This is a genomic window from Streptomyces sp. NPDC050504 (assembly GCF_044458065.1).
Lineage (GTDB): Bacteria > Actinomycetota > Actinomycetes > Streptomycetales > Streptomycetaceae > Streptomyces.
On sequence record NZ_JBITHO010000005.1, the window covers coordinates 460068 to 483352 of the forward strand.

General features: G+C 73.3%; 23 protein-coding genes. 13 read left to right on the forward strand and 10 right to left on the reverse strand.

All coding sequences use genetic code 11. The features are described 5' to 3' along the window. Positions 1-38: 38 nt before the first annotated feature. Both ACIBNE_RS21005 and ACIBNE_RS21010 read left to right on the forward strand, forming a co-directional pair. Positions 39-2978: a hypothetical protein gene (locus ACIBNE_RS21005; RefSeq protein ID WP_399273646.1), complete on the forward strand. Its 2940-nt coding sequence runs from the start codon at positions 39-41 to the stop codon at positions 2976-2978. A gap of 4 nt (positions 2979-2982) precedes the next feature. After that, complete coding sequence (locus ACIBNE_RS21010; RefSeq protein ID WP_399273648.1) at positions 2983-4260, forward strand: CHAT domain-containing protein; 1278 nt, start codon at positions 2983-2985, stop codon at positions 4258-4260. Positions 4261-4294: 34 nt separating this feature from the next. On the opposite strand, the gene ACIBNE_RS21015 is transcribed toward ACIBNE_RS21010, so the two are convergent. After that, on the reverse strand, positions 4295-4549 hold the full coding sequence (locus ACIBNE_RS21015; protein ID WP_399273650.1) for a hypothetical protein: 255 nt from the start codon (positions 4547-4549) through the stop codon (positions 4295-4297). Next, positions 4542-5423, reverse strand: a complete 882-nt coding sequence (gene mca, locus ACIBNE_RS21020) for a mycothiol conjugate amidase Mca (protein ID WP_399273652.1) — start codon at positions 5421-5423, stop codon at positions 4542-4544. The genes ACIBNE_RS21015 and mca overlap by 8 nt, the downstream gene beginning before the upstream one ends. 97 nt (positions 5424-5520) lie before the next feature. On the opposite strand from mca, the gene ACIBNE_RS21025 reads away from it, so the two are divergent. The 3 genes from ACIBNE_RS21025 to ACIBNE_RS21035 all read left to right on the forward strand — a co-directional run bounded on the left by ACIBNE_RS21025 (position 5521) and on the right by ACIBNE_RS21035 (position 7865). Next, a complete protein-coding gene (locus ACIBNE_RS21025) occupies positions 5521-5931 on the forward strand; it encodes a DUF4307 domain-containing protein (RefSeq protein ID WP_399273653.1) in 411 nt (136 codons plus the stop codon). A gap of 199 nt (positions 5932-6130) precedes the next feature. Further along, positions 6131-6628, forward strand: coding sequence for a transcription elongation factor GreA (gene greA / locus ACIBNE_RS21030; RefSeq protein ID WP_399273655.1), 498 nt, complete (start codon positions 6131-6133; stop codon positions 6626-6628). Positions 6629-6749: 121 nt separating this feature from the next. Next, positions 6750-7865 (forward strand): ABC transporter substrate-binding protein, encoded by a 1116-nt coding sequence (locus ACIBNE_RS21035; protein WP_399273657.1) that lies wholly within the window; start codon positions 6750-6752, stop codon positions 7863-7865. A gap of 84 nt (positions 7866-7949) precedes the next feature. Here the strand turns inward: ACIBNE_RS21035 and ACIBNE_RS21040 are convergent, their stop codons facing one another. The 5 genes from ACIBNE_RS21040 to ilvA all read right to left on the reverse strand — a co-directional run bounded on the left by ACIBNE_RS21040 (position 7950) and on the right by ilvA (position 12367). Then, positions 7950-8294, reverse strand: coding sequence for a hypothetical protein (locus ACIBNE_RS21040; RefSeq protein WP_399273659.1), 345 nt, complete (start codon positions 8292-8294; stop codon positions 7950-7952). After that, on the reverse strand, positions 8291-8899 hold the full coding sequence (locus ACIBNE_RS21045; RefSeq protein WP_399273661.1) for an RNA polymerase sigma factor: 609 nt from the start codon (positions 8897-8899) through the stop codon (positions 8291-8293). The genes ACIBNE_RS21040 and ACIBNE_RS21045 overlap by 4 nt, the downstream gene beginning before the upstream one ends. 224 nt (positions 8900-9123) lie before the next feature. After that, positions 9124-9972 (reverse strand): ABC transporter permease, encoded by an 849-nt coding sequence (locus ACIBNE_RS21050; protein ID WP_399273663.1) that lies wholly within the window; start codon positions 9970-9972, stop codon positions 9124-9126. After that, positions 9969-10961, reverse strand: a complete 993-nt coding sequence (locus ACIBNE_RS21055; protein ID WP_399273665.1) for an ATP-binding cassette domain-containing protein — start codon at positions 10959-10961, stop codon at positions 9969-9971. The genes ACIBNE_RS21050 and ACIBNE_RS21055 overlap by 4 nt, the downstream gene beginning before the upstream one ends. 146 nt (positions 10962-11107) lie before the next feature. Next, positions 11108-12367 (reverse strand): threonine ammonia-lyase, encoded by a 1260-nt coding sequence (gene ilvA, locus ACIBNE_RS21060; RefSeq protein ID WP_399273668.1) that lies wholly within the window; start codon positions 12365-12367, stop codon positions 11108-11110. A 157-nt stretch (positions 12368-12524) separates the two neighbouring features. On the opposite strand from ilvA, the gene ACIBNE_RS21065 reads away from it, so the two are divergent. The 3 genes from ACIBNE_RS21065 to ACIBNE_RS21075 all read left to right on the forward strand — a co-directional run bounded on the left by ACIBNE_RS21065 (position 12525) and on the right by ACIBNE_RS21075 (position 13874). Then, positions 12525-13043 carry a MarR family winged helix-turn-helix transcriptional regulator gene (locus ACIBNE_RS21065; protein ID WP_399273670.1) on the forward strand — a complete coding sequence of 173 codons (519 nt, stop codon included), beginning with the start codon at positions 12525-12527 and terminating at the stop codon, positions 13041-13043. 128 nt (positions 13044-13171) lie between these two features. Next, positions 13172-13624, forward strand: coding sequence for a sigma factor-like helix-turn-helix DNA-binding protein (locus tag ACIBNE_RS21070; protein ID WP_399273672.1), 453 nt, complete (start codon positions 13172-13174; stop codon positions 13622-13624). A 4-nt stretch (positions 13625-13628) separates the two neighbouring features. Beyond that, entirely contained in the window at positions 13629-13874 is a 246-nt protein-coding gene (locus tag ACIBNE_RS21075; protein WP_399273673.1) for a hypothetical protein, read from the forward strand. Between the two features lie 148 nt (positions 13875-14022). Here the strand turns inward: ACIBNE_RS21075 and ACIBNE_RS21080 are convergent, their stop codons facing one another. Beyond that, complete coding sequence (locus ACIBNE_RS21080) at positions 14023-15180, reverse strand: cystathionine gamma-synthase (protein WP_399273675.1); 1158 nt, start codon at positions 15178-15180, stop codon at positions 14023-14025. A gap of 51 nt (positions 15181-15231) precedes the next feature. On the opposite strand from ACIBNE_RS21080, the gene ACIBNE_RS21085 reads away from it, so the two are divergent. The 4 genes from ACIBNE_RS21085 to ACIBNE_RS21100 all read left to right on the forward strand — a co-directional run bounded on the left by ACIBNE_RS21085 (position 15232) and on the right by ACIBNE_RS21100 (position 20712). Continuing rightward, positions 15232-16338, forward strand: coding sequence for a hypothetical protein (locus tag ACIBNE_RS21085; RefSeq protein ID WP_399273677.1), 1107 nt, complete (start codon positions 15232-15234; stop codon positions 16336-16338). A gap of 299 nt (positions 16339-16637) precedes the next feature. After that, positions 16638-18230, forward strand: a complete 1593-nt coding sequence (locus tag ACIBNE_RS21090) for a M48 family metallopeptidase (RefSeq protein ID WP_399273679.1) — start codon at positions 16638-16640, stop codon at positions 18228-18230. 120 nt (positions 18231-18350) lie between these two features. After that, complete coding sequence (gene msrA, locus ACIBNE_RS21095) at positions 18351-19013, forward strand: peptide-methionine (S)-S-oxide reductase MsrA (protein ID WP_399273681.1); 663 nt, start codon at positions 18351-18353, stop codon at positions 19011-19013. A gap of 142 nt (positions 19014-19155) precedes the next feature. Next, positions 19156-20712: a hypothetical protein gene (locus tag ACIBNE_RS21100; RefSeq protein WP_399274246.1), complete on the forward strand. Its 1557-nt coding sequence runs from the start codon at positions 19156-19158 to the stop codon at positions 20710-20712. A gap of 22 nt (positions 20713-20734) precedes the next feature. On the opposite strand, the gene ACIBNE_RS21105 is transcribed toward ACIBNE_RS21100, so the two are convergent. After that, the gene (locus ACIBNE_RS21105; RefSeq protein WP_399273683.1) at positions 20735-21109 is read right to left on the reverse strand and encodes a DUF1330 domain-containing protein; all 375 of its coding nucleotides are present in this window, start codon (positions 21107-21109) and stop codon (positions 20735-20737) included. A gap of 176 nt (positions 21110-21285) precedes the next feature. Here ACIBNE_RS21105 and ACIBNE_RS21110 point away from each other — a divergent pair, with 176 nt between their 5' ends. Further along, positions 21286-21762 carry a GNAT family N-acetyltransferase gene (locus tag ACIBNE_RS21110; protein ID WP_399273685.1) on the forward strand — a complete coding sequence of 159 codons (477 nt, stop codon included), beginning with the start codon at positions 21286-21288 and terminating at the stop codon, positions 21760-21762. A 40-nt stretch (positions 21763-21802) separates the two neighbouring features. Here ACIBNE_RS21110 and ACIBNE_RS21115 read toward each other — a convergent pair whose 3' ends face one another. Next, positions 21803-23077: an Ig-like domain-containing protein gene (locus ACIBNE_RS21115; RefSeq protein ID WP_399273686.1), complete on the reverse strand. Its 1275-nt coding sequence runs from the start codon at positions 23075-23077 to the stop codon at positions 21803-21805. Positions 23078-23285: the final 208 nt, after the last annotated feature.

The window sequence follows — 23285 nt, forward strand, 5'->3', positions numbered from 1 at the left end:
GGAACGGGAACGGGAAGCGTGCGGGAGAGGGGGCGGACATGACGGAGCACGAGGGGCTGCGCGCGTACGGGATCCTCGTGGACGCGTCGCTGGTGCCGGACGAGGAGCCGGCCAGGTGGGGTCCGGTCCGGACCCTGCCGAGGTACGAGCCCACGTTGTTCGGCCGCGAGGAGGAGCAGCGGCGGCTGAGCGACTGGCAGCACCCGACCGTCGTGCTGTACGGGGAGTCGGGGTCCGGCCGCTCGGCGCTCGCCGCGTGGGTGGCCCGGCAGGCCGCTCGCGAGACCTGGCACGACGCGCCCGAGCGCGATCAGACCTTCCTGACGCCCTGGCGGGCGGAGTCGGCGGTCGTACGGATCGACGCCTCGTCCGGGGCCCTCGACCTGATCCTCATGGACTTCCTGGCCGCTCTCGGACACCCCAGTCGCGATCTGCTGCGCCTCGCCCGCTCCGACGACCCCGGCGCCCTGGTCGACCTGCTCCACGCCGACTGGCCGGCGCGCGCTTACGCGGTGGTCCTGGAAGACGTGCCCGACTTCGCCGCACTGTCCCGACTGACCGGGGCGTTCGGGCCCAGCCGCACTTCCCTGGTCGCGACCTGCCTCCCCATGCCGGGTCTCGAAGAGCCCCGCACCACGTGGCACGCGCAGGCCGTGGGACCGCTCTCCCGCTCCGGCCTGTCCCGCGCGCTCCGCGGCGGCGACCCCGCGACCTCCGCGTACCGCCGCCTCCAGCGGCCCGGCTCCCTCCCGCCCGAACTGCGGCTTCCCGCCCTGCTGCCGCTGCTGCGCGCCGGAGAACCGCGCCGCACGGGCCGTCGCACGAGCCGCAACCGGAGCGTGACCGTCGCCGAACTGGCCGAGACGGTACTCGGCCGGCTGAGCCCAGGGGCTCTGCGCGCGCTGAACGAGCTGGCCCCGTGGGCGGGCATCGGACTGACCAAGGAAACCGCCGAGGCGCTGGGCGTGCCCTCGAACGCCTGGTCCGAGCTCTGCTCGCGCGGGCTGTTCCAGTCCGACGGAAGCCTGTTCCACACCCTGCACCCGGCGCTGTGCGCGGCGCTCGGGCTGACCGCGTCGCCCGCCGAGCGCGCCGCCCTGGACCGGCGCGCCGCCGAAGCCGTCCGCGCCCGCCTGTCACCTTCCCACTCCGTGAAATGGCCCGCCCCCGTCCCGCTGGTCGACGACGCCCTCCTGGACCTGGCGAGGCGGCTCGCGCCGAACTCGCCCGACGCGGCGGGCGAGCTCTTCCCGCTGCTCGCCAGGCACTGGTGGCAGCAGGGCGACTTCCACAGGCTGGTCGTGCTCGCCCGGCTCGACCACCACCACCGCGTCCACGCCTGCGGCCGCGAACTCGCCCTCGCCCAGCGGGACGTGGGCCTGCTGCGCCCAGCGATGTACACCCTGAGCGCCCCGCGCTCCGCACCGGGGGACGCCGCCCGCCCGAATACCGAGCTGGCCTCCGTACTGCACCACCAGGGCCACATGGGGAAGGCCCGCGCGGCCCTGGGCGACGACGCTTCGGGGCCGCCGGGCGACCCCGAGGCCCTGCTGGCGCTGGCCGCGATCGAATCCGACCAGGGGCGACTGAGCGGGGTGGACGCCCTGCTGCAATACGCCGATTCGGCCACCCCCCACGGCGAGCGGCAGACGCAGATGCGGATCCTCCTGGAACGCGCCCGCGTCCTGCTGCGCCGGGGAAGGCCAATAGAGGCGCAGCAGCTGCTCGACCAGAACACCACCGAGCTGCAGGGCCACGTCATGACCGAGCTGGGCCGGGCGCTGGTGCTGCAGGGCCACGCGTCGGGCGCCGTCCCGACCTTGACCGCCGCGCTCGACAAGCACCGCGCGAACGAGGACCTGCGGGGCGTCGCCTGGACGCACTACTACCTCGGGCTCGCCCACGCCCGTACCGCCAACGACCGCGAGCAGCACGCGGCCCGCTCCTTCCTCACCGCGCTCGCCCGCTTCGTCGAGCTGCCGGACCAACAGGGCGTCGGCTGGTCGCTGTACCGGCTGTACGGGCTCTCCCACGCGGAGGGCAAGCCCTTCTACCGGGTGGACGACGCCGTCCTCCTGGGGCGCATGACCGAAGCGCTGAACTCGGACGACTCCCCGCGCGGTGCCGCCTGGGCGCAGCTCCTCCGGGCGCCGTACTCCACCTCGGGCCCCAGGGGCCGCCGGGTGGACCGCGTCGCGCTGAACCGGGCCGCCCTCGCCTTCGAGGCGCTGGACGACGGCCACGGCCACGACTGGGCCCGCCTGCTCCTGCACGTCGAGGACGGCGATCTGACCGCCGCCGAGCAGGTCGTACGGCGCCTCGGCAGGGCGTCCGGCGGGCTGTCCGGCCTCGCCCCGGGGAGCCGCTGGCACGCCTTCCTCGCCCAGGCCCGCACCGACCCCCTGTCGCACCGCGCCCTCGTCCCCGACGTCCCCTTCCTCGCCATGGAGCTGTCCTCCCTCCGCCCCCCGGCGCGGGACGCGGACCAGCCCCCCACCCCCCGCTGCCACATCCGCGTCACCCTCCAGGACGACTCCCCCGCCCCCGGCGCCGCGTCCCAGCTCCTCGTGCGGGTGCAGCCCGACCCCGCGCACCCCTGGCACGACCGGGCCGCCGCGCCCTGGCTGACCGTCGTCGCCACCCCGCTCACCCGCGCCAGGACCGAGCCGCCCTCGGCGACCCTGCGGCCCTCGGGGCGCGTCATGGACGGGGCCAGGTTCGACTTCACGCCGCACACCGCGGGGGTGCACCTCATCCGGTTCACGGTGCTCGACCCGGTGACGGACACCGTCCTCCAGCGGGTGCGCGTGGAGCTGGACGTGCCGCCGCAGAACGGCCCGCGCCCGCTGTCCGCGCCGCCGCGCGTCGCGCTGCCCGTGCGGTACGGCGGCCGGGCGCGGACCCCGCTCGCCCGCCCCACGACGCACCGCCCCGCCGTACAGAACCCGCTGACTCCCCGCCCGTCGGAAAAGGCCTGACCGAGTGCCCCGCGACCTCATTCCGTACGTCGAGGACGACCCGAGCGACGGCTTCCACCACTGGCCCGTGCCGGCGGCGGACCCGCTTGACCTGGTCGTCAGCTTCGACGTGCACGCGCACGACCGCATCAGGGCGCGGATGCACGGCTCCGCCCTGCCCACCCTGCCCTACGAGCACGCGGCGCTCCTGTCCGTGGGCACCGCCGACGTGCGCGCCGCAGCGGCCAGGCTGCGCGCCAAGTGGAACGCGTTCGTCAGGCACCAGCCGGTGGACGGGCGGCGCATACCCGTCGGGCCCGTGCTGCCGTTCGCGTCCGGCGTCGACCTGCGCGGCCACCCGGCGCTCCCCGCGCAGCTCGACGCGCTCGTGCGCGCCGGGACGCACCTGCTCTTCGGGGTGCTGCTGAGCGGCGAGGACGCGGCGGTCCGGCAGTTCCGCGAGCATCTGGTACGGGCCCTGGAGGGGCGCGGCAGGGACGGGGACGGCCTGCGGATCCGCTTCGACTCGGAGCTCGGGCTGCCGTGGCCGCTGCTGGGCCTGCCGGGGCCGGGGCGGGGCGCCGACGGGCCCGAGGCGCTGCTGGACCGCCTGCTGGGGCTGCGCCACCAGATCGAGCACAGCAGCCCCGAGTACCGCTTCGAGGCCCCGGCCCCGCCGCAGCCGCTGCCGCGCGTCAGCCTCAACCACGACAAGCGGGTCGACCGGCGCAGCGAGACCTGCGCCGCCAAGGTCGCCGACGCCCTCGCGCACACCACGGACCCGGTCGTCAGGGAGGACGGGCAGCAGCTGGTGGAGGACCTGCGCGAGGCGGTCTTCGAGGACCGGTTCATGTACTTCTGGTGCCACGGCGTCTACGTGGCGAGCGGCCCGGACACGCCGTACCTCACGATCCGGCTCAGCGACGGCGTCGACATCGACGGGCTGACGGTCGACGAGTGCCGGGAGGAGCACCGGGGCAGCCCGGACGCGCGCTTCCAGCCGTTCGTGCTGCTGAACGCCTGCCACGCCGGGGTGTGGGCGCCCGACCACGCCGACACCGGCGCCCTGGCGCGGGCGCTGGTGCGGGCGGGGGCCCGCGGGGTGCTGGCACCGCTGATCGAGATGCCGCAGGTCTTCGCCGCCGAGTACGCGCACGGCTTCGTCACCGCGTTCCTGACCGGCGCGCAGAGCGCGGGCACGGTCGCCCGCGCCCTGGCGCGACGGTACGCGACGGAGTTCCACAACCCGCTCGGCGCGGCCTACGGGCTGCTGTGCGGGATGGACCACCGGCTGGCGCGCTGAGGTACGGGGGCGCGCCCCCGTACCCCGGTCGCCGCTACTTCTGTGCGGTGCCGCTCTTGGCCGTGCCCCCGGACGCCGCGCCCTCGGCCGCGGTCTCCGGCTCCTCCTCGAAGTCGACCCGGCCCATGTGCCGGTTCATCGACTTCATCAGGAACCAGACGCCCAGGGCCAGCGCCGCGAAGACGATGAAGCCGAGGACGCCGGGGGTCACCTTGTCGTCGTCGATCTCTTTGGCGAGAGGGACGAGGTGCGTCATTGCCAGATCCACACGAACGCTCATATCAGGCATTCTCGCGCACGCCCGCGAAGAGGTCGTCCTCGGGGAGGGAGGTGTCGACGAGCGACTTCGCCAGCTCGTACTCCTCGGTGGGCCAGACCTCCTTCTGGACGTCCATCGGCACGCGGAACCAGCCGCCGTCCGGGTCGATCTGCGTGGCGTGCGCGATCAGCGCCTTGTCGCGGATCTCGAAGAAGTCGGCGCAGGGAACGTACGTGGTCAGGGTGCGCTCGACCCGCTCGAACTCCTTCCAGCGCTCCAGCCACTCGCCGTACGGGGACTCCATGCCGCGCGCGAGCAGCGCCTCGTGCAGCGCGACCGTGCGCGGCCGGTTGAAGCCCTGGTTGTAGTAGAGCTTCCGCGGCTGGAAGACCGGGCCGAACTCCGCCTCGGGGAACTTCTCCGCGTCGGCCGCGCCGTCGAAGGCCACCATCGTGATCTTGTGGGTCATGATGTGGTCGGGGTGCGGGTAGCCGCCGTTCTCGTCGTAGGTCGTGATGACCTGCGGGCGGAAGGCGCGGATCTTGCGGACCAGCTCGCCCGCCGCCACGTCGACGTCCTCCAGCGCGAAGCAGCCGTCGGGCAGCGGCGGCAGCGGGTCGCCCTCGGGCAGCCCGGAGTCGACGAAGCCCAGCCACTCCTGCTCGATCCCGAGGATCTCGCGGGCCTCGTCCATCTCCTTCTTGCGCACCTCGTGGATGTGCTCCTCGATGTACTTGTCGCCCTGGAGCTTGGGGTTCAGGACGGAGCCGCGCTCGCCACCTGTGCACGTCACTACCAGCACGTCCACCCCCTCGGACACGTACTTGGCCATGGTCGCCGCGCCCTTGCTCGACTCGTCGTCGGGGTGGGCGTGAACGGCCATCAGTCGCAGCTGCTCAGTCAAGACTCGATCCTCAGTGAATGGGTCGCATCGGTGGCTTCTATAGTGACGGAACCGGCGGTCGGAAAATTCCGCCGTCCGCGGTACGAGAGGAACGATCATGAGCGCGGTGCGCCAGGAGCTTCCCGAGGGCCGTTACAGCAGTCGCTCCTCGGACGAGCGCGCGGACCGGAAGCTGAAGGTCATCGGCGCGGTGCTCGGTGCCGTCGGCCTCGGGGTCGTCGGCTGGCTCGGCTACAGCTACGTCTCGGGCACGGAGATCAGCGCCGAGCCGATCAAGTCCAGCGTCGTCTCGGACCGCGAGGTCCAGGTGCACCTGGAGATCCGCAAGGACGAGGACGCCTCGGGCACCTGCACGCTGCGGGCACTGGCGGTGGACGGCGCCGAGGTGGGCCGCCGCGACATCGCGGTCCCCGCGGGCGAGAAGCGCATCGACCGGGTGTACTCCGTGCGCACGACGTCCCGGGCGACCGCGAGCGAGCTGGTCTCCTGCACCAGCGAGTCGCACTGACGGACCCGGGCCCCTTCTCCGCCCCCCTTTCCCGGCTCATTCCCGGTTTCCCGGGCTCCCGCGCGAACGGTTTCCTGACACGGAACCTCCTCCCCCTTTTGCGTCGCAATTGTTAGGCTCGTGGTTTCGCCCACCCGTGGAGGCACATGCTTCTGGGTAGGGCGATGCTTTGTATTCCCAGTACCTACGAGGAGCACCTGTGACCCAGACCAGCGACAACGTCACCTGGCTGACCCAGGAGGCGTACAACAAGCTCAAGGAAGAGCTTGAGTACCTGTCTGGTCCCGCGCGCACCGAGATCGCGGCCAAGATCGCCGCGGCGCGCGAGGAGGGCGACCTGCGCGAGAACGGCGGGTACCACGCGGCGAAGGAGGAGCAGGGCAAGCAGGAGCTCCGTGTGCGCCAGCTCACCCAGCTCCTGGAGAAGGCCAAGGTCGGCGAGGCCCCGGCGGCCGACGGCGTCGTCGCGCCCGGCATGGTCGTGACGATCGCCTTCGACGGCGACCCGGACGACACGGAGACCTTCCTGCTGGCCTCCCGCGAGTACGCGTCCGACGACATCTCGACGTACTCCCCGCAGTCCCCGCTCGGCTCCGGGGTGAACGGCAAGAGGGTCGGCGAGGACGCCGAGTACGAACTGCCGAACGGCAAGAAGGCCTCGGTGAAGATCCTGGACGCGAAGCCGTACCAGGCCTGAGGCACAGCTCCGCCCGCACCGCGAGGGGCCGGGACGCACGATGCGTCCCGGCCCCTCGCGCGCGTGGCGGCGCGTGCGGAGGGGTTGCCGTCCGGCGACGGCGGCGGTTCCAATGACCGACGTGAACACGCCATCATCAACACCGTTGCCCGATCCGGCCGGAGCTCCCGTCCTGCTGGGCGCGCTCGCCCCGCTGTCCAGGCCCGGCTGGGCCGAGGCGGGCCGACACCTGGTCGCCGGGTTCGAGCTGGCCGTGCGCGAGGCCAACGCCGCGGGCGGGATCGGCGGCAGGCCGCTGGAGCTGGTCGTACGGGACACCGCGGCCGACCCGGAGCGGGCCGCGGCCGCCGTGAAGGAGCTGGCCGGGCTCGGCGTCGCGGCCGTGCTGGGCGAGTACCACAGCGTCGTGGCGCGCGCCGTCGCCGCCTCGGCGGACGCGCTCGGGGTGCCGTACCTCTGCTCGTCGGCGGTGCTCGACGCGCTGGTCGACGAGGGGGCGCCGACGGAGCGGGTCGCGCGCGTGGCCCCCGTGCAGTCCCGGGGCTGGCGGCTCTACGCGGACTTCCTCCTCGCGTCGGGCCGGGGCCGGGTGGCCGTGGCGGCGCAGCCGAGCGTCTACTGGGCGGCCGGGACGCGCCTCCTGCGGGAGCGCCTCGCGGCCGGGGGCGGCACGCTGGTGGAGCTGGACGCGAACGCGCTGACGCCGGGCGCGCTGTGCGACGCGCTCGCGGAGTCCGGCGCGGGCGCGCTCCTGCTGCTGACCGGCCACCCGGAGCCCGCCGCGCCGATCGTCAGGGCGGTGCGGGCGGACCCGCGGCTCGCCGACGTCCTGATCGGCGCCCCCGCGGGGCAGCCGGAGTTCCACGAGTGGATCGCGGAGCTGGGCGCGGCGGGCGCCGGGATCCCGTTCCTGCGCTACCTGCCCGAGCGGCTCGGCCCGCTCGGCGAGCGCGTGGGCGACGAGCTCCGCGCGCACCTGGGCGAGGCGCCGTCCTTCGTCGCGTACGAGGGCTGGGACACCGTCGCGGTCCTGGCGGAGGCCCTGCGCACCCGCGGCACGGACCGGGCGTCGCTCGCCGGGGCGTGGCAGCACGTGCGGGTGGCGGGCACCAGGGGGCCGATCGCCTTCTCCCGCGTACCGGAGGCGGGCGTGTGGCAGTGGGCCTGGTCCCCGATCCAGGTGGCGGACCGGGACCCGTCGGACCCCGAGGCGTTCCGGGTGCTGCGCACGGGGTGAGCCGACGGACCTGACGCCACGTCAACCGGCCTGCCCGGCAAGGGCGTCGGGCAGGCCGGTCGGGGGTCCGGCGCTTGAGAGCGGTCAAGCGCCCGCCCTGCGCAGCGTGCAGACCCCGTCCGCGCAGGCGCGCTCCAGGCGGCCCCTGGAGACCGTCTGCGCCAGGCCGATCGCCCAGCAGGTCGGGCAGCCCTTGAGCGCCAGCAGACCCAGGGGCGCGGCCAGCAGCGTGGCGGGGCCCAGGAACGGCACCAGGGCCACCGAGCCGGCGATCGTGCCGAAGCCGAGCGCGCCGCGCAGGAGGTGGCGGGGCAGGGACGCGCTGGAGAAGTCCCCCTCCCCACGGCCCCCGGCCTCCCCGCGAACCCCTGCCTCCCCGTGGCCCCCGGTCTCCCCGCGGACCAGTGCGGTCACCGTCTTCGTCTTCATCGCCGTCCCCCCGCCGCCCGCTCGCCGTCCCCTTCGACCTCCGCCGCCAGCGCCCGCCGCAGGGTCGCCCGCGCCCGGTGGAGGCGCGACTTCATCGCCGCGTCGCTCAGGCCGAGCGCCCTGGCGACGTAGCGGCCCGGATACCCCTGTACGTCCCGCATGACGAGCACCTGCCGCTGCTCGCGCGGCAGCGCGGCGATCGCCGTCGCGACCCGCTCGGCCTCCAGCCGCCGCAGGACCGCGTTCTCCGCGCTCTCCGCCGCGCGCACCGGATCGTCATCGGCCGTCCCGTCCGCCGCCCCGCCCGCCGCCCCGGCGGCCACCGGCCGCGAGGCGAGCAGCCGCAGGTGCCGCAGGCACTCGTTGCGCACGACGCGGAACATCCAGGAGGCCAGCGCCCCGGTCGCCCGGAGCGTGCCGATCTTCCGGTAGAGGATGATCAGCGCCTCCTGCGCCGCGTCCTCCGCGTCCTGCGGCGTGGCGCACAGCGACAGCGCGAACCTGCGCACGTGCGGCTGCGACTCCATGACCACGGCGGTCAGCGAGCCGACGTCACCGTCGCGCGCGGCCTCGATCAGCCCCGCGTCCGGCCAGGGTTCACCCACGGTTCCCGCTCCTCCTCCTGAGCAGCGCCACGCTGCACGCGCAGACGAGCACTGCCCCGGCCACGACGCCGACCGCGATCATCATGTTCCGTTCCTCCCGCTGTCCACCGGCCCGTGCGGCCGGTACGCACATGAGAGGCGGCCGCGGCCCGAAAGGGTTCGGGCACGGCAGCACGAAGCCCCGGGGGCGGACCCCCGGGGCTCGTCGGACGAAGGCGAAGGCGTCAGGCCGTCGCCGAGCGGTACTTGCGGACCGCCAGCGTGCGGAACACCAGGATGATGACCACGGACCAGATCAGCGAGGCCAGCGCCGGGTGCTGCATGGGCCAGGCGTCCGGCACCGGATAGTTCGGCGGCAGGTTGCCGAACAGCTCGCGGCACGCCTGCACGGTCGCGCTGAACGGGTTCCAGTGGGCGATGGCCCGCAGGAACGACGGCATGTTCTCGGCCGGTACGAAGGCGTTGGAGATGAACGTCAGCGGGAACAGCCAGATCAGGCCGCCGGACGTGGCGGCCTCCGGGGTCCGTACGGACAGGCCGATCAGCGCGCCGATCCAGGAGAACGCGTAGCCGAGCAGGAGCAGCAGCCCGAAGCCCGCGAGGACCTTGAAGAAGTTCTCGTGGGTGCGCCAGCCGACGAGGACGGCGACGACCGCGAGGACGACCAGCGTCAGCGCGGTCTGTACGAGGTCGGCCAGCGTGCGCCCGGTGAGCACCGCGCCCCGCGCCATCGGCAGCGAGCGGAACCGGTCGATGAGGCCCTTGTGCATGTCGTCGGCGATGCCCGCGCCCGCGCCCGCCGTGGCGAAGGTGACGGTCTGCGCGAAGATGCCCGCCATGAGGAACTCGCGGTAGCCGTCCGCGCTGAGCCCGGAGCCGGGGACGCTGATCGAGCCGCCGAAGACGTAGCTGAACAGCACCACGAACATGATCGGCTGGATGAGGCCGAAAATGATCATCTCGGGGATCCGCATCATGCGGATCAGGTTGCGCTTGGCGACGACGAGGGAGTCGCGGACGGACTGTCCGATGCCGCCGCGCGCGGCCGGAGCCGTATGGGTCACGACACTCACTTGGCGGCCTCCTTCTTCTGCCCGGTGCCGTTCGCTTCCTCGTCGTCCTCGACCGTGGCGTGGCCGGTGAGCGAGATGAAGACGTCGTCGAGGGTGGGGCGGCGCAGGCCGATGTCGTCGATCTCCACGCCGCGCGCGTCGAGTTCGCGGATGACCTCGGCGAGCAGCTTCGCGCCGCCGGTGACCGGGACGGTGATCTTGCGGGTGTGGTTCTCGGTCTTGCACTCGCCCTTGCCGAAGCCGCGCAGCACCTCGTCGGCGATCGGCAGGTGGTCGCGCTCGTGGACGACGACCTCGACGCGCTCGCCGCCGGTCTGCGCCTTCAACTGGTCAGACGTGCCACGGGCGATGACCTTTCCGTGGTCGACGACGCAGATGTCGTGCGCGAGGTGGTCGGCCTCCTCCAGGTACTGCGTGGTGAGCAGCAGCGTCGTACCGCCGGAGACCAACTCCTGGATGACCTCCCACAGTTGCTGCCGGTTGCGCGGGTCGAGTCCGGTGGTGGGCTCGTCCATGAACATCACGGGCGGCGACACGACGAGGGCGGCGGCGAGGTCGAGGCGGCGGCGCATGCCGCCCGAGTAGGTCTTGGCGGGGCGGTCGGCGGCCTCGGCGAGGTTGAACCGTTCCAGCAGTTCGCCCGCCCGGTCCTTGGCCGCCTTGGCCTTCATCTGGTAGAGCTGGCCCACCATTTGGAGGTTCTCGCGGCCCGTAAGATACTCGTCGACGGCGGCGAACTGGCCGGAGAGCCCGATCGACCGGCGCACTTCGTTGGGCTTCTTCAGTACGTCGATGCCGGCGACGACGGCCCTGCCGCTGTCGGGCTGGAGCAGCGTGGTGAGGACCCGGACGGTGGTCGTCTTGCCGGCGCCGTTGGGGCCGAGCAGCCCCAGGACCGTGCCCTCGGGGACGTCGAGGTCCACGCCGTCCAGTGCTCGTACGTCGCCGAAGGTCTTCACCAGACCTTCGGCGTAGATAGCGCCTGGCATATGGGATTCCCCCAGTGCGTGTGCGTTTTGGGTGACTTCCTACGAAGATCGTAGGCTCGCCGGACGTGCGGCGCCCGACGGGCGAACGATATTCGGCACCCTAGACGCGACACATCGCGATATACAAGTGGATTTGCGACCGGACATCAGTCCAGGACCGTGTATCCCGCGTGCCGCAGCGCCCGCGCGACCTCCGCGCAGTGCTCGGGCCCCTTCGTCTCCAACTGCAACTCGACCTCCACCTCGGCGAGTCCGAGGTGCGGGTCGATGCGCACGTGGCTCACGTCCAGCACGTTGGCGTCGGCCACCGACAGCGTCGTCAGCAGCGAGGCCAGCACACCGGGCCGGTCCGGCAGCCGCAACCGCAGCGAGAGGTAGCGGCCCGCCGCCGCCATGCCGTGCCGCAGCACGCGCTGCATCAGCAGCGGGTCGACGTTGCCCCCGGAGAGCACCGCCACCACGGGGCCGTGCGCGGCGAACGCGCCCGGGTCGCTCAGCAGCGCCGCCACCGGGCTCGCCCCGGCGGGCTCCACCACCAGCTTCGCCCGCTCCAGGCAGAGCAGCAGCGCACTGGACAGCTCGGCCTCGGTGACCGTGCGGACCTCGTCCACCCACTCGGCGACGATCCGGAACGGCACGTCGCCGGGCCGCCCCACCTTGATGCCGTCCGCCATCGTGACCGGCGACTCCAGCGCCACCGGCCGGCCCGCCGCGAGCGAACGCGGATACGCGGCGGCGCCCGCCGCCTGCACCCCCACGACCCGCACGTCGGGCCTGACCGCCTTCACCGCGAGCGCGATCCCCGCCGCGAGGCCGCCGCCGCCCACCCCCACCAGGATCGTGCCGACCTCCGGGCACTGCTCCAGGATCTCCAGGCCGACCGTGCCCTGCCCGGCCACGATGTCCGGGTGGTCGAAGGGGTGGATGAAGACCGCGCCCGTCCGCTCCGCGTACTCCTGCGCCGCGGCCAGCGTCTCGTCCACCACCTGCCCCTGGAGCCGCACCTCGGCGCCGTACTCCCGCGTCGCCGCGACCTTCGGCAGCGGGGCGCCCGCCGGCATGAACACCGTCGAGCGCACCCCGAGCAGCGCGGAGGCCAGCGCCACGCCCTGCGCGTGGTTGCCCGCGCTCGCCGCGACGACCCCGGCCGCGCGCTCCTCGGGGCGCAGGCCCGCGATCCGCACGTACGCGCCGCGCAGCTTGAAGGAGCCGGTCCGCTGGAGGTTCTCGCACTTGAAGTGGACCGGCGCTCCCACCAACTGCGTGAGGAACCGCGAGCCCTCCATGGCGGTGACCCTGGACACCCCGGACAGCATCTTCTGCGCGCCCATGACGTCGTCGAGGATCACGCGCGGCGGTTCGCTGTGGAAGCCGCCGTGAAAGGGGTGAGACACACCGAAGCTCATGACCGCAAGTCTCGCAGCTCACGGGGCGAACGGCCGCCCGTGTTCGCTCCTTGTCCCCCGTTGTTCACAGGATTGTGCAGCGCCGGTACACACAGCTAGTAGTCCGCGTACTCTGTCCCCCACTATCCGACCCTCCGCACGAAGAGAGCCCCCAGCCATGCCCATCAATCAGGACATGACTCCCGATGTTGAACCAGGCCTCCTCGATGCCCTCCAGCACCAGGTGGCCGTCTTCGCCCGCCGGGCCGAACAGACCAGGCTCGGCGGCACAGGCCAGCTCCGCAACTCGATGGACCGGGCCGCCTATCTGCTCCTCAACCGGCTTGACCTGGAAGGCCCGATGGGCGTCAAGGCCCTGGCCGCCGGGATGGGCATCGACTCGTCCACGGTCACCCGCCAGGTCGCCCCGCTCGTCGACACGGGCCTGGTGAAGAGGACTTCGCACCCCGAGGACGGCCGCGCGGTCGTGCTCCAACTGTCACCGCGCGGCCAGATCCGACTTGAGGAGGTGCGCTCGTCACGGCGCGAACTGATGGCACGGGTGACGGACGGGTGGACCAAGGAGGAGCGCGAGTCGTTCTGTTCCCTGCTCACCCGCTTCAACTCCTCGCTCTCCGCCCGCCAGACGGGCCTTCCCCCGGCCGACTCCCCGACACCCGCACCTAGTTCGGGCTGACCTCCACCGGGCCATCTGGACACGTCCCGACGCCGACCCTGGACGTCCCGGCCGCCCGGCCCCCCTCGCTCGAACCCCTTGTTGTTCCACCTCTTGACCTGACGCCCGCACTGCGCCTCATATGGGGCATGCGAGAGCGGCAGGTGGCCCGAATCCGCCGCCGCGCCCGGGAGTTCGACGCATTCGTCGCGGGCGCGGCAGGCAGGTTGCTGCACGCGGCGACGCTCCTCACCGCGGAGCCCATCGACGCGAACCCGCGCGCCCAGCGGTTGCTGGTCGCCGCGCTCGCCCGGACGTACGCCCACTGGGACCGGCTGCGCGGCGAGGACCCGTACGACCGCACCCGCCAGGAGATCGCCGCGCGGTTCGCCCACGACTCCTGGCGCTACCACCGCGTGCGCGGCGGCCTCCTGGACCGGCTCACCCCCCAGGAACGGCTGATCCTCGTCCTGCGCCTGTACGAGGGCGTCGCCGAGGAGCAGACCGCGGCGCTGATCGGCCTTCCCGTGGACCGGGTACGGGCGATCTGCGCACGGTCGACGGCGGCGATGCGGTCCGCTCCGGCTCCGGCGGGGCGGTGAGGCCGTGCCCGACCGCAAGGAGGCGGAGGTCCGGCGCCTGTTGGAGGGGCGGCGCCCCGCCGTCCCCGCCGACCTGACGTCGCGCGCGACGGAGTTGGGGACGCGGCTGCTGCGGCGGCGCAGGGCGGTGCGGGTGGTGTTCCTGTTCCTGCTGGCGGCGGCGGTGATCGCGTTCGCGGTCTGGGCGGCACAGGTGGAGCCCTGGGTACGCCCCCCGATGAACACGACGCCCCCGCTGGAGGAGTGGTGAGGGCCCCTGCCGGGGGTGGGCGGGTACGCGCGGCGTGTGCCCCGCCCTCGCGCGGTTCCCCGCACCCCTGAAGGGGCGCGGGGCGGGGTGGGGTGCCGCCCGCCGCAGGCGAAAACGGCGCCCCCCGAGGGCAACGCCCCCAACAGGGTTACCCCAGCGCCCTCTTCAGGTCCGCCAGGAGGTCGTCGCCCGACTCGATGCCCACCGAAAGCCGCACCAGGTCCCCGGGAACCTCGAGCAGCGACCCCGCGACGGACGCGTGCGTCATCCGCCCCGGGTGCTCGATCAGCGACTCCACGCCGCCCAGCGACTCGCCGAGGGTGAACAGCTCCGCCCGGTTGCACACCTCGACCGCCGCCTCCTCGCCCCCGGCGACCCGGAAGGACACCATCCCGCCGAACCCCCGCATCTGCTTCGCGGCGATCTCGTGCCCCGGGTGCTCCGCGAGGCCCGGGTACAGCACGGACGTCACCTTGGGGTGCGCCACCAGCATCTCCGCGATCCGCGCCGCGTTCTCGCCGTGCCGGTCCATCCGCACCGCGAGCGTCTTGATGCCCCGCAGCACGATCCACGAGTCGAAGGGCCCGGCGACCGCGCCCATCGCGTTCTGGTGGTACGCCAGCTCCTCCCCCAGCTCCGCGTCCGCCGTCACCAGCGCACCGCCGACCACGTCGGAGTGGCCGCCCATGTACTTGGTCAGCGAGTGCACGACGACGTCGGCGCCGAGCGCGAGGGGCTGCTGGAGGTAGGGGCTGGCGAACGTGTTGTCCACGACCAGCTTCGCGCCCGCGCCGTGCGCGACCTCGGCGACGGCCGCGATGTCGGTGATCCCGAGCAGCGGGTTGGACGGGGTCTCCACCCACACCGCCTTGGTGCGCGGCCGCAGCGCCGCCCGCACCGACTCGACGTCCGAGGTGTCGGCGACCGAGAACTCCACGCCCCAGCGCGCGGCGACCTTCGCGAAGAGCCGGAAGGTGCCGCCGTACGCGTCGTTGGGGATGACGACGTGGTCGCCGGGCACGAGCAGCGCGCGCAGCAGGCAGTCCTCCGCCGCGAGCCCGGACGCGAAGGCGAGCCCGCGCCGGCCGCCCTCCAGCGCCGCGAGGTTCTCTTCGAGGGCGGTGCGCGTCGGGTTGGCGCTGCGGCTGTACTCGTAGCCGCCGCGCAGCCCGCCCACCCCGTCCTGCTTGTAGGTGGACACCTGGTAGATCGGCGGGACGACGGCGCCCGTCAACGGATCGGCGGTGTTGCCCGCGTGGATGGCAAGGGTTTCGAAGCTGAGATCGCTGTTCTGGTCCTGGTTCATGAGGTCCGAGCGTAGTGCTCGCTTCCCCGCGAACCAGGGACAATGGGCCACATGGAGATTCTCTGGTTCCTGATCGGGATGTGCATGCTCGTCGCCGTCGCCGCCCCCTTCGTGCGGCGGCGCCGCTCGGGCGGCATCCGGCTCGTCGCACCCGGTTCACCGGACGCGGCCGACCCGGACACCTACGGCTTCGTGCGGCAGGAACAGCTGGACGTCCGGCTGCCGGGCCCTGACCAGGACCTCCTCGACGTGCTCGACGTGGTGCAGCGCAGCCAGGACTGGCGGGCCGCGTCGCAGCTGCTGGCCGGAACGCCCAAGGAGGGCGAGGTGCGCTGGCAGCGCGTCCAGGCGTTCGCGGGCGCCGCCTCGCTGGAGCTCCGGCAGGCGCCGGGCGTCGGCGGCGCGTGGCTGCGCAAGTGGCGCTCGGAGGCGCCGAAGGACGCGGGCGCGGCGCAGGTGCACGCGGAGTTCCTGGTGCAGCAGGCGTGGCGGACGTCGGCGGCGGGCGCCGACGACTTCCGGATCATCCTGGAGGAGGCCCGCGCGGCCTGCGGCGAGGCCGCGCTGCTGGCGCCCGGCGACCCCGTCCCGTACATCGTGGAACTGGCCGTCGCCCGGGGCCTGGGCTATCCGCACGAGGAGTTCGACCAGCTGTGGGCGAAGGTCATCGACCGCGCCCCGCAGCACATGGGCGCGCACCTGGCGGCGCTCCAGTACTGGTGCGAGAAGTGGCACGGCTCCCGGCAGGAGGCCGACCACTTCGCGACGACCGCCGCCGCCCGCGCCCCGCAGGGCTCGCTGCTCGCCGCGCTGCCGCTGTTCGCGGTCGACGAGCACGTGCCGGACGTGGTGCTGTCGCCGAGCTTCTTCAGCGGCGAGGTGGTGTCCAGGGCCGTGGAGGGCGCGCTGTTCGCGGTGCACTCCGCGCGCGCGGACGACCCGGTCCTGGCCCACGCGCGGCACCTGCTGGTCTCGTACCTGGTGCAGAGCGAGCGCTGGGGCGAGGCGATGCAGCAGTTCGTGCACGTCGACGGGTACGTGGGCGCGCTGCCGTGGACGCGCGCCGAGGACCCGGCGGCGGCGTACGCGGTGGCGCGGGCGCTGGCGGTCGCCGGCTACGAGGCGAACGGCGGCAGCCCCGCGACGCTGTCGCACTGACCGCTGCCGCACTGACCGCGGTCGCACCGGCCGCTGCCGCACTGACGGCAGTCGCACCCCGATCGCCGCCGCACCGACCGCTGCCGCACCGGCCGCGCCCGCGCCGCCCGGCCCCCTTCCGGTGGGCCGGGCGGCGCCTCCGTACGCACCGGTACACGTGCCGTCCCGCCCCCGGCCCCGCCCCTCTCCACCTGCTGTTTGTACGCGCCGCATTGCCCTGCCCACCCACGGTGAGCGATACTCCGCTTCCCCCCACAGCCAGACCACACCCGTATGCAACCCGTGGGGGGATGTGCCCGATGGGCTCGACCCTGCGCGCCCTGCGCGCGCTCGTCCTGCTGGCCGGCTTCCACCTGCTCGGCCTCCTGCTGCTGGTCGTGCTCGGCGCGATCGACTGGGCGGCCACGCTCTGGACGCCCTCGACCGTGTACCTCAAGCTCTACGTCGTCTCCGCGGTCCTCGCGGTGCCGGTCGTGCGCGGCATGTTCATGCTGCGCACCCCGAAGGAGGACGGGGAGCCGGGGTTCCGGGTCCCCGAGAGCCACGAGCCGCGGCTGTGGGCTGCCGTACGGGACGTCGCCGCGCAGCTCGGCACCCGCGCGCCCGACGAGATCGTGCTGACCGGCGCGGTGGACGCGTCCGTCTGCGAGGAGCCGAGGCTGCTGGGCCTGCGGGGCGGGCGCCGCAGCCTGTGCATCGGGCTGCCGCTGATGACGGGGCTCACCGAGGCGCAGCTGCGGGCCGTGATCGCCCACGAGATGGGCCACTACGCGAACGCCGACACGCGCCTGGCCGTGCTCACGGCGCGCGGCCGCGTCCAGGTCCTGCGCACCGTCGCGCACTTCGAGGAGCGGGCCGGGAAGAAGGTCGCCAAGGAGCGGGCGCGGCAGGAGAGGAGGGCGGCGCGGGCGCTCGCCAAGGGGCGGCGGGCCAAGGAGGTCGACACGGCGTGCGCCGGGGTCACCTACCGCGCGATGGCCCGGCTCTACACCGCGTACGCCCGCTACTACCTGCGGGCCACGCTCGCCGCCTCCCGCCGCCAGGAGCTGGCGGCGGACGCGGCGGCGGCCCGGGTCGCGGGCCGCGACGCGACGGCGTCCGCGCTGCGCGAGGTCCCGGTGCTGGACAGCGCGCACGCCTACTACATGAACGCGTACGCCACGCTGGGCGTCGGCGCGGGGCTGCTGCCGCCGCCCGGCGAGGTCTTCGGGGGCGTACGGCACCTGCTCGCGGCCCGCGCGGCCGAGCTGGCCGAACTCCGCGGCGACCTGCCGACGGAGCCCGCCTCGCCCTACGACTCGCACCCGGCCATCGCGGAGCGCGTGGCCCGCGTCGAGGCGCTGCCCGACGACGGCCTCGGCGCGCGCCCGACCCGCCCGTCCCTGCACCTGCTCGACGCCCCCGACGAGACGCACACGGCGCTGGAGCACGCGGTCCTGACCCCCGACGCGCTGCGGCTGCGCCGGGTGGACTGGCCGCAGCTGGTGCACGAGTCGATGACGGTGTACGCGACGGAGGCCGCCGAGCCGCTGCGCCGGGCGACCACCGAGGTGACGGGCGTCGAGGCGACCCTGCCCTCGGTCCTGGAGGCGATCGACCGGGGTGCGCTGTGGCAGATAGCCGACCGGCTCCCGACGTCCGAGGGGACGGGCGGGGCGACGGCCGGGGCGGCCCGCGAGTTCGCCCGCCCCCGGGTGCGGCAGGGACTGTCGCGGATGGTGGCGGCGGAGTACGCGGCGCGGGGCTGGGCGCACTGGCAGCTGTCCTGGTCGGAGCCGGCGAAGCTGCACCTGCCCGAGGGGTACGAGAAGTGCCTGGAGTCGGCGCTGGACGCGGCGGTCTCCGACCCGCCGGACACGGCCCCGCTGCGCAAGCTGCTCCCCGCGTACTGAAGCAGGCCCCGGGCAGGCCCCCCGACCGGCCCCTTCCACCGCTCCCTTCAACCGCTCCGGAATTCCGCACGGCCCGCGGCCGTTCCCCCTACGGACGCCCACCACCGAGGAGCCGACCCCATGTTCCTGAACCGCACGCCCCAGCTCCCCACCCCCGAGCAGGCCCTGAAGGGCCGCCCCGAGCCGACGTTCCCGCTCCAGGAGCGGCACACGGTCCTGGGCACGCCGCTGGCGGGCCCCTACCCCGAGGGCCTGGAGGTCGCGGACTTCGCGCTGGGCTGTTTCTGGGGCGCCGAGCGGAAGTTCTGGCAGGCCGAGGGCGTCTGGACGACGCTCGTCGGCTACCAGGGCGGCAGCACCCCGAACCCGGACTACGAGGAGGTGTGCTCGGGCCTGACCGGGCACACGGAGGTGGTCCGGGTGGTCTTCGACCCGACCGCGGTCTCGTACGAGGAGCTGCTGAAGCTCTTCTGGGAGTCCCACAACCCCACGCAGGGCTTCCGCCAGGGCAACGACGTGGGCACGCAGTACCGCTCGGCGGTCTACACCCACTCCGAGGCCCAGGCGAAGGCGGCGGAGGCGTCCCGCGAGGCGTACCAGCGCGTCCTGACGGGCTCCGGCTACGGCACGATCACCACGGAGGTCCTCCCGGCGGAAGGCCGCCCCTTCTGGCACGCCGAGGCCTACCACCAGCAGTACCTCGACAAGAACCCGGCGGGCTACTGCGGCATCGGCGGCACGGGCGTGAGCTGCCCGGTGGGAGTGGCCCGAACGGACGGCTGAACACCCGGAGACCGCGCCACCCGGGCTGACGGGGAGCGGGGGGGCGTCGGGGGGCCGTTAGGGTTGACCGGTGGGGATCAGTGAGAGCGTTCGGGTTCGGGCCCGGGAGGAGCAGGGGTCGGGCGGTGGCGCCGCCTGGCGGGTGCCCGTCGTGGCCGTCGCCTTCGTCGTGCCGCTGTACGTCGTGTGGGCCGCCGTCCTGTCGACCGGCGGCGGGGACCTCGCCGCGCAGACCGCGTGGGCCGGGTTCATGGACCGGCACCCGGGCTCCGCGGTCAACCTGTCCTGGTACGGCGGCGCGCACATCGCCAACTACAGCCTCCTCGCCCCGCCCCTCATGTCGCTCTTCGGCGTGCGCGCCGTCTCCGTCGCCGCCGGGCTCGTCGGGTCCTGGGCCATGGCGGCGCTGTTCGTGCGCAGCGGCGTCCGGTGGCCGCTCGCGCCCGCGCTGCTCGGCTCCTTCACGCTGTGGTGCAACGTCGCCTCCGGGCGCACCACCTTCGCGCTCGGCGTCGCCGTCGGACTGTTCGCCGTGGTGTACGTGCGCAGGCCCGTCGTCGTGGTCGTCGCCGGGGTCCTCGCCACGTGCGCCAGCCCCGTCGCCGGGCTGTTCCTGGTCGTGGTCGGCGCCGCGTACGGCCTCGACCGGCAGTGGCGGACCGCCGCCACGCTGATCGTGCCGCCCGTCCTGGTCGTCGCGGCGACCACCGTGCTCTTCCCGTTCCACGGCGAGATGCCGATGTCGCCGAGCAAGCTGTGGATGCCGCTCGCCACCAGCGCCGTGCTGGTGGCCGCCGCGCCCCGCGAGTGGCGCCTGGTCCGCTACGGCAGCGGGATCTACGCCATCGGCGTCGTCCTGACCTTCCTCATCCCCACCCCCATCGGCACCAACGTGGAGCGGCTCGTCGGGCTCGTCGGCCCGCAGGTGCTGCTCGCCGCCGTCCTGGTGCGCGGCCTCGCCAAGTGGCAGTACGGGCTGCTGGCCGCGCTCCTCGCGGTGAACACCGGCTGGGTCGTCGACAAGACCAACGACGACCTGGAGGTCAGCAACCCGCGCCCCGCGTGGGCCGCGCACACCGAGGGCGTCACGCGCGAGCTGGCGCGGCTCGGCTCGGACCGCACCCGGATCGAGGTCGTCCCGGCCCGCGACCACCGCGAGGCCGCCGTGATCGCCCCGCACGCCAACCTGGCCAGGGGCTGGAACCGGCAGCTCGACGTCGAGCGCGGGCGGCTGTTCTACGACGGGTCGATCGACGAGGAGACGTACCGCGCCTGGCTCGACCGCTGGGCGGTGGGTTTCGTCGTGCTGCACGCCGGGAAGCCCGACGGCCCCGCCGAGCGCGAGGCGGAGCTCGTCCGCTCGGAGCCGTCCTGGCTGGAGCCGGTCTGGCAGGACGCCGACTGGCGGATCTACCGCGTCAAGGACGCCCGCCCGCTGGTCGAGGCCCCGGGCAGGGCCGTCGGCGGGAACGACGCGGAGCTGGTCGTACGGATGGAGGAGGCCGGGTCCGCGCGGGTGCGGATCGCGTACTCGCCGTGGCTGACCGCCGACGGCGGCGCCTGCGTCACCGAGGACAGGGCGGAGGACGGCGACTGGGTCAGGCTGGAGGCGCCCCGCGCGGGCGAGTACCGCATCGGCTCGCGCTACGCGGACCGGTTCGGCGGAGGTGGAGGCGGAGGCGGAGGCTCCTGCGGCTGAGCCGCGCGGACCGGCACGCCCCTCACGCCTCCCGCCCCGCCGCCGCCCCTGTCCCCGCCGCCCGCATCCCCGCCGCCGTGGCCGCCGCGTCGTAGCCCGGCGCGACGCCCTCCACCAGCAGGATGTCCGCGGTGAAGGCGCGGGTGCGCAGCGGCAGGATCTCCTGGTACGCCTCCGACGCGTACCAGGCGCGGGCCCGCTCGATGTCCGGGAAGCCGATCAGGACGAAGGCGCCGGGCCACTCGCCCTCCTTGACCTCCACCTGCTTGCCGTGGACCAGGAAGGCCCCGCCGTAGGGGTCCATGGTCGCCTGGATCAGCTCTATGTAGCGGAACACGTCCTCGTCGACGGGGGCGACGGGGTGCAGGTGGCCCACGGCATAGGCGAGGTACGTCATCGGATTCCTCCTGGTCGGGCGGGGTGCGGCTCCGGTGGTCCGGGGCTCCGGTGGTCCAGAGCCTGCCGCACCGCACGCCGGGCGTCGATGACCCCGGAGGTAATGCGCACGCCCCGCGCGTGCTCCCCCGGAAAATTCCGGGCCCCGTCCACCGGCCCCGTGCGACAGTGACCCGCGTGACAGTGACCCGTGTGACCGGTACGCAGACCGTCCTGCGCCTCGCGGAAGCGGCGGACGCCGCGGCGGTGGCCGACGTGTACCTGCGCTCGTACGACGCCGCCCTGCCGACCGTGCGCCGGGCGCACAGCGACGACGGGGTGCGCGCCTACATCCGCGACCTGGTGGTCCCGCGCGGCACCACCTGGGTCGCCGACGGGGCCGGGGCCGTGCGCGGCATGATGGTGCTGGACGGGGACTGGATCGGCCAGCTGTACCTCGACCCCGACCACCGGGGCCGCGGCATCGGCGACCTGTTCGTACGGCACGCCAAGGCGCTGTCGCCCGGCGGCCTCCAGCTGTGGACGTTCCAGGTCAACGCCCCCGCCCACCGCTTCTACGAGCGGCACGGCTTCGCGGTCGCCGAGCGCACCGACGGCAGCGCCAACGAGGAGCGGGAGCCCGACGTGCGCTACGTCTGGGCCCCCGCGCCGTAGCCCCGGCCGTGCGACGGCCCAGGCCGCGTCAGCGGGTGGCTCAGACCGCGGAGCCGGCCTTCCACTGCGCCCAGTCCATGTTCCAGCCGTTGAGGCCGTTGTCGGGCTTGATGGTCTTGTCCGGGGAGTTCTTCACGGTGACCACGTCGCCGACGATCGAGTTCTCGAAGAACCACGCGCCGGGCTTGCCGGAGTCGTTCGCACCCTGGGCGTCGTCGAGGCCCACGCAGCCGTGGCTGGTGTTGACGTTGCCGAAGATGGAGTCGTTGCCCCAGTAGTTGCCGTGGATGAAGGTGCCCGATGTGGACAGCCGCATGGCGTGCGGCACGTCCTTGATGTCGTACTCGCCCTTGCCGTCGGAGTCGGTGAAGCCGACCGTGGCGCCGTTCATCCGGGTCTCCTTGAACTTCTCGGAGATCACCATCCGGCCGTTGTAGGTCGGGTTCTCCGGGGAGCCCGCGGAGATCGGGATCGTCTTGATCGTCTTGCCGTCGCGGACGATCGTCATCTGCTTGGTCTTCACGTCGACCGTGGAGACCTGGCTGCGGCCGATCTTGAAGGTGACCGTCTTCTGCTGGACGCCGACGACGCCGTTCGCGCCCTCGACCCCGTCCAGGGCCAGCTTCATGGTGACGGTCGAGCCGCCCTTCCAGTAGTCCTGGGGGCGGAAGTCGAGCCGCTGGGAGTTGAACCAGTGGCCGACGACCTCCTGGCCGCTGCTGGTGGAGACGGTGATCCCCTGCTGCACGGCCTTCTTGTTGCTGATCGCCTTGTTGAAGTTGATCGAGACCGGCATGCCGACGCCGACGGTCGAACCGTCCTCGGGCGTGAAGTTGCCGATGAAGCTGTTGGCGGGCGAGACGGTGGTGAAGGAGGAGTTCTCGTGGGCCTCGCGGCCCTCCGAGTCCTTCGCGGTCGCCTGGATCTTGTACGCGGTGGAGCGGTCGAGCTGGCCCTCGGGCGCCCAGCTCTTGCCGTCGGCCGCCAGCTTGCCCTTGACGGCCTTGCCGTCGGCGGTGGTCAGCGTGACCTGGGTGAGCGTGCCGTCGGCGACGGTGACCTTCGCGTCGTTGTTGATGCTCGCGTTGGTCGCCCCGTTCTTCGGGGAGATCTCTATTCGGGCCTTGGAGGTGTCCTCGGCCGCCGCCTTGTCCACGTCCTGCTGCGACTTCTTGGTGTTGTCAGCGGCGTCACCGCCGTCCTTCTTGTCGTCGCCCCCGCCGCAGGCCGAGAGCACGAGCACGCCGCTGAGCAGTGCGGACGCGGCTATCAGACCCTTGCGCCGCTTACCGTCCGTCATCACACGCATCTCCATCGTCGCCGATTTCCCCAACATCCCCGAACAGAGCCGCCAGGCAGCGGTTCCCTGCCAATGCATCAACAACACCCGTGGCGATTCGTCCGTTCCACATTCGAGGAAGATGTGGGGAACGCCACGTGCGTCCCTCAGGGACGCGACGGCGTGGGCGGCGGTTCCGATGTTATGCGCTCCGGCCGGCGCGGTGACCCGCGCCGGCCGGTAG

Excerpts from the sequence above, each read along its gene's own strand:
- ACIBNE_RS21115 (WP_399273686.1), bottom strand. The coding sequence starts at position 23,077 with ATGGAGATGCGTGTGATGACGGACGGTAAGCGGCGCAAGGGTCTGATA.
- ilvA (WP_399273668.1), bottom strand. The coding sequence starts at position 12,367 with ATGAGCTTCGGTGTGTCTCACCCCTTTCACGGCGGCTTCCACAGCGAA.
- msrA (WP_399273681.1), top strand. The coding sequence starts at position 18,351 with ATGTTCCTGAACCGCACGCCCCAGCTCCCCACCCCCGAGCAGGCCCTG.
- ACIBNE_RS21040 (WP_399273659.1), bottom strand. The coding sequence starts at position 8,294 with ATGAAGACGAAGACGGTGACCGCACTGGTCCGCGGGGAGACCGGGGGC.
- ACIBNE_RS21090 (WP_399273679.1), top strand. The coding sequence starts at position 16,638 with ATGGGCTCGACCCTGCGCGCCCTGCGCGCGCTCGTCCTGCTGGCCGGC.
- ACIBNE_RS21055 (WP_399273665.1), bottom strand. The coding sequence starts at position 10,961 with ATGCCAGGCGCTATCTACGCCGAAGGTCTGGTGAAGACCTTCGGCGAC.
- ACIBNE_RS21025 (WP_399273653.1), top strand. The coding sequence starts at position 5,521 with ATGAGCGCGGTGCGCCAGGAGCTTCCCGAGGGCCGTTACAGCAGTCGC.
- ACIBNE_RS21070 (WP_399273672.1), top strand. The coding sequence starts at position 13,172 with ATGCGAGAGCGGCAGGTGGCCCGAATCCGCCGCCGCGCCCGGGAGTTC.
- ACIBNE_RS21085 (WP_399273677.1), top strand. The coding sequence starts at position 15,232 with ATGGAGATTCTCTGGTTCCTGATCGGGATGTGCATGCTCGTCGCCGTC.
- ACIBNE_RS21015 (WP_399273650.1), bottom strand. The coding sequence starts at position 4,549 with ATGCCTGATATGAGCGTTCGTGTGGATCTGGCAATGACGCACCTCGTC.
- ACIBNE_RS21080 (WP_399273675.1), bottom strand. The coding sequence starts at position 15,180 with ATGAACCAGGACCAGAACAGCGATCTCAGCTTCGAAACCCTTGCCATC.
- ACIBNE_RS21065 (WP_399273670.1), top strand. The coding sequence starts at position 12,525 with ATGCCCATCAATCAGGACATGACTCCCGATGTTGAACCAGGCCTCCTC.
- ACIBNE_RS21105 (WP_399273683.1), bottom strand. The coding sequence starts at position 21,109 with ATGACGTACCTCGCCTATGCCGTGGGCCACCTGCACCCCGTCGCCCCC.
- ACIBNE_RS21005 (WP_399273646.1), top strand. The coding sequence starts at position 39 with ATGACGGAGCACGAGGGGCTGCGCGCGTACGGGATCCTCGTGGACGCG.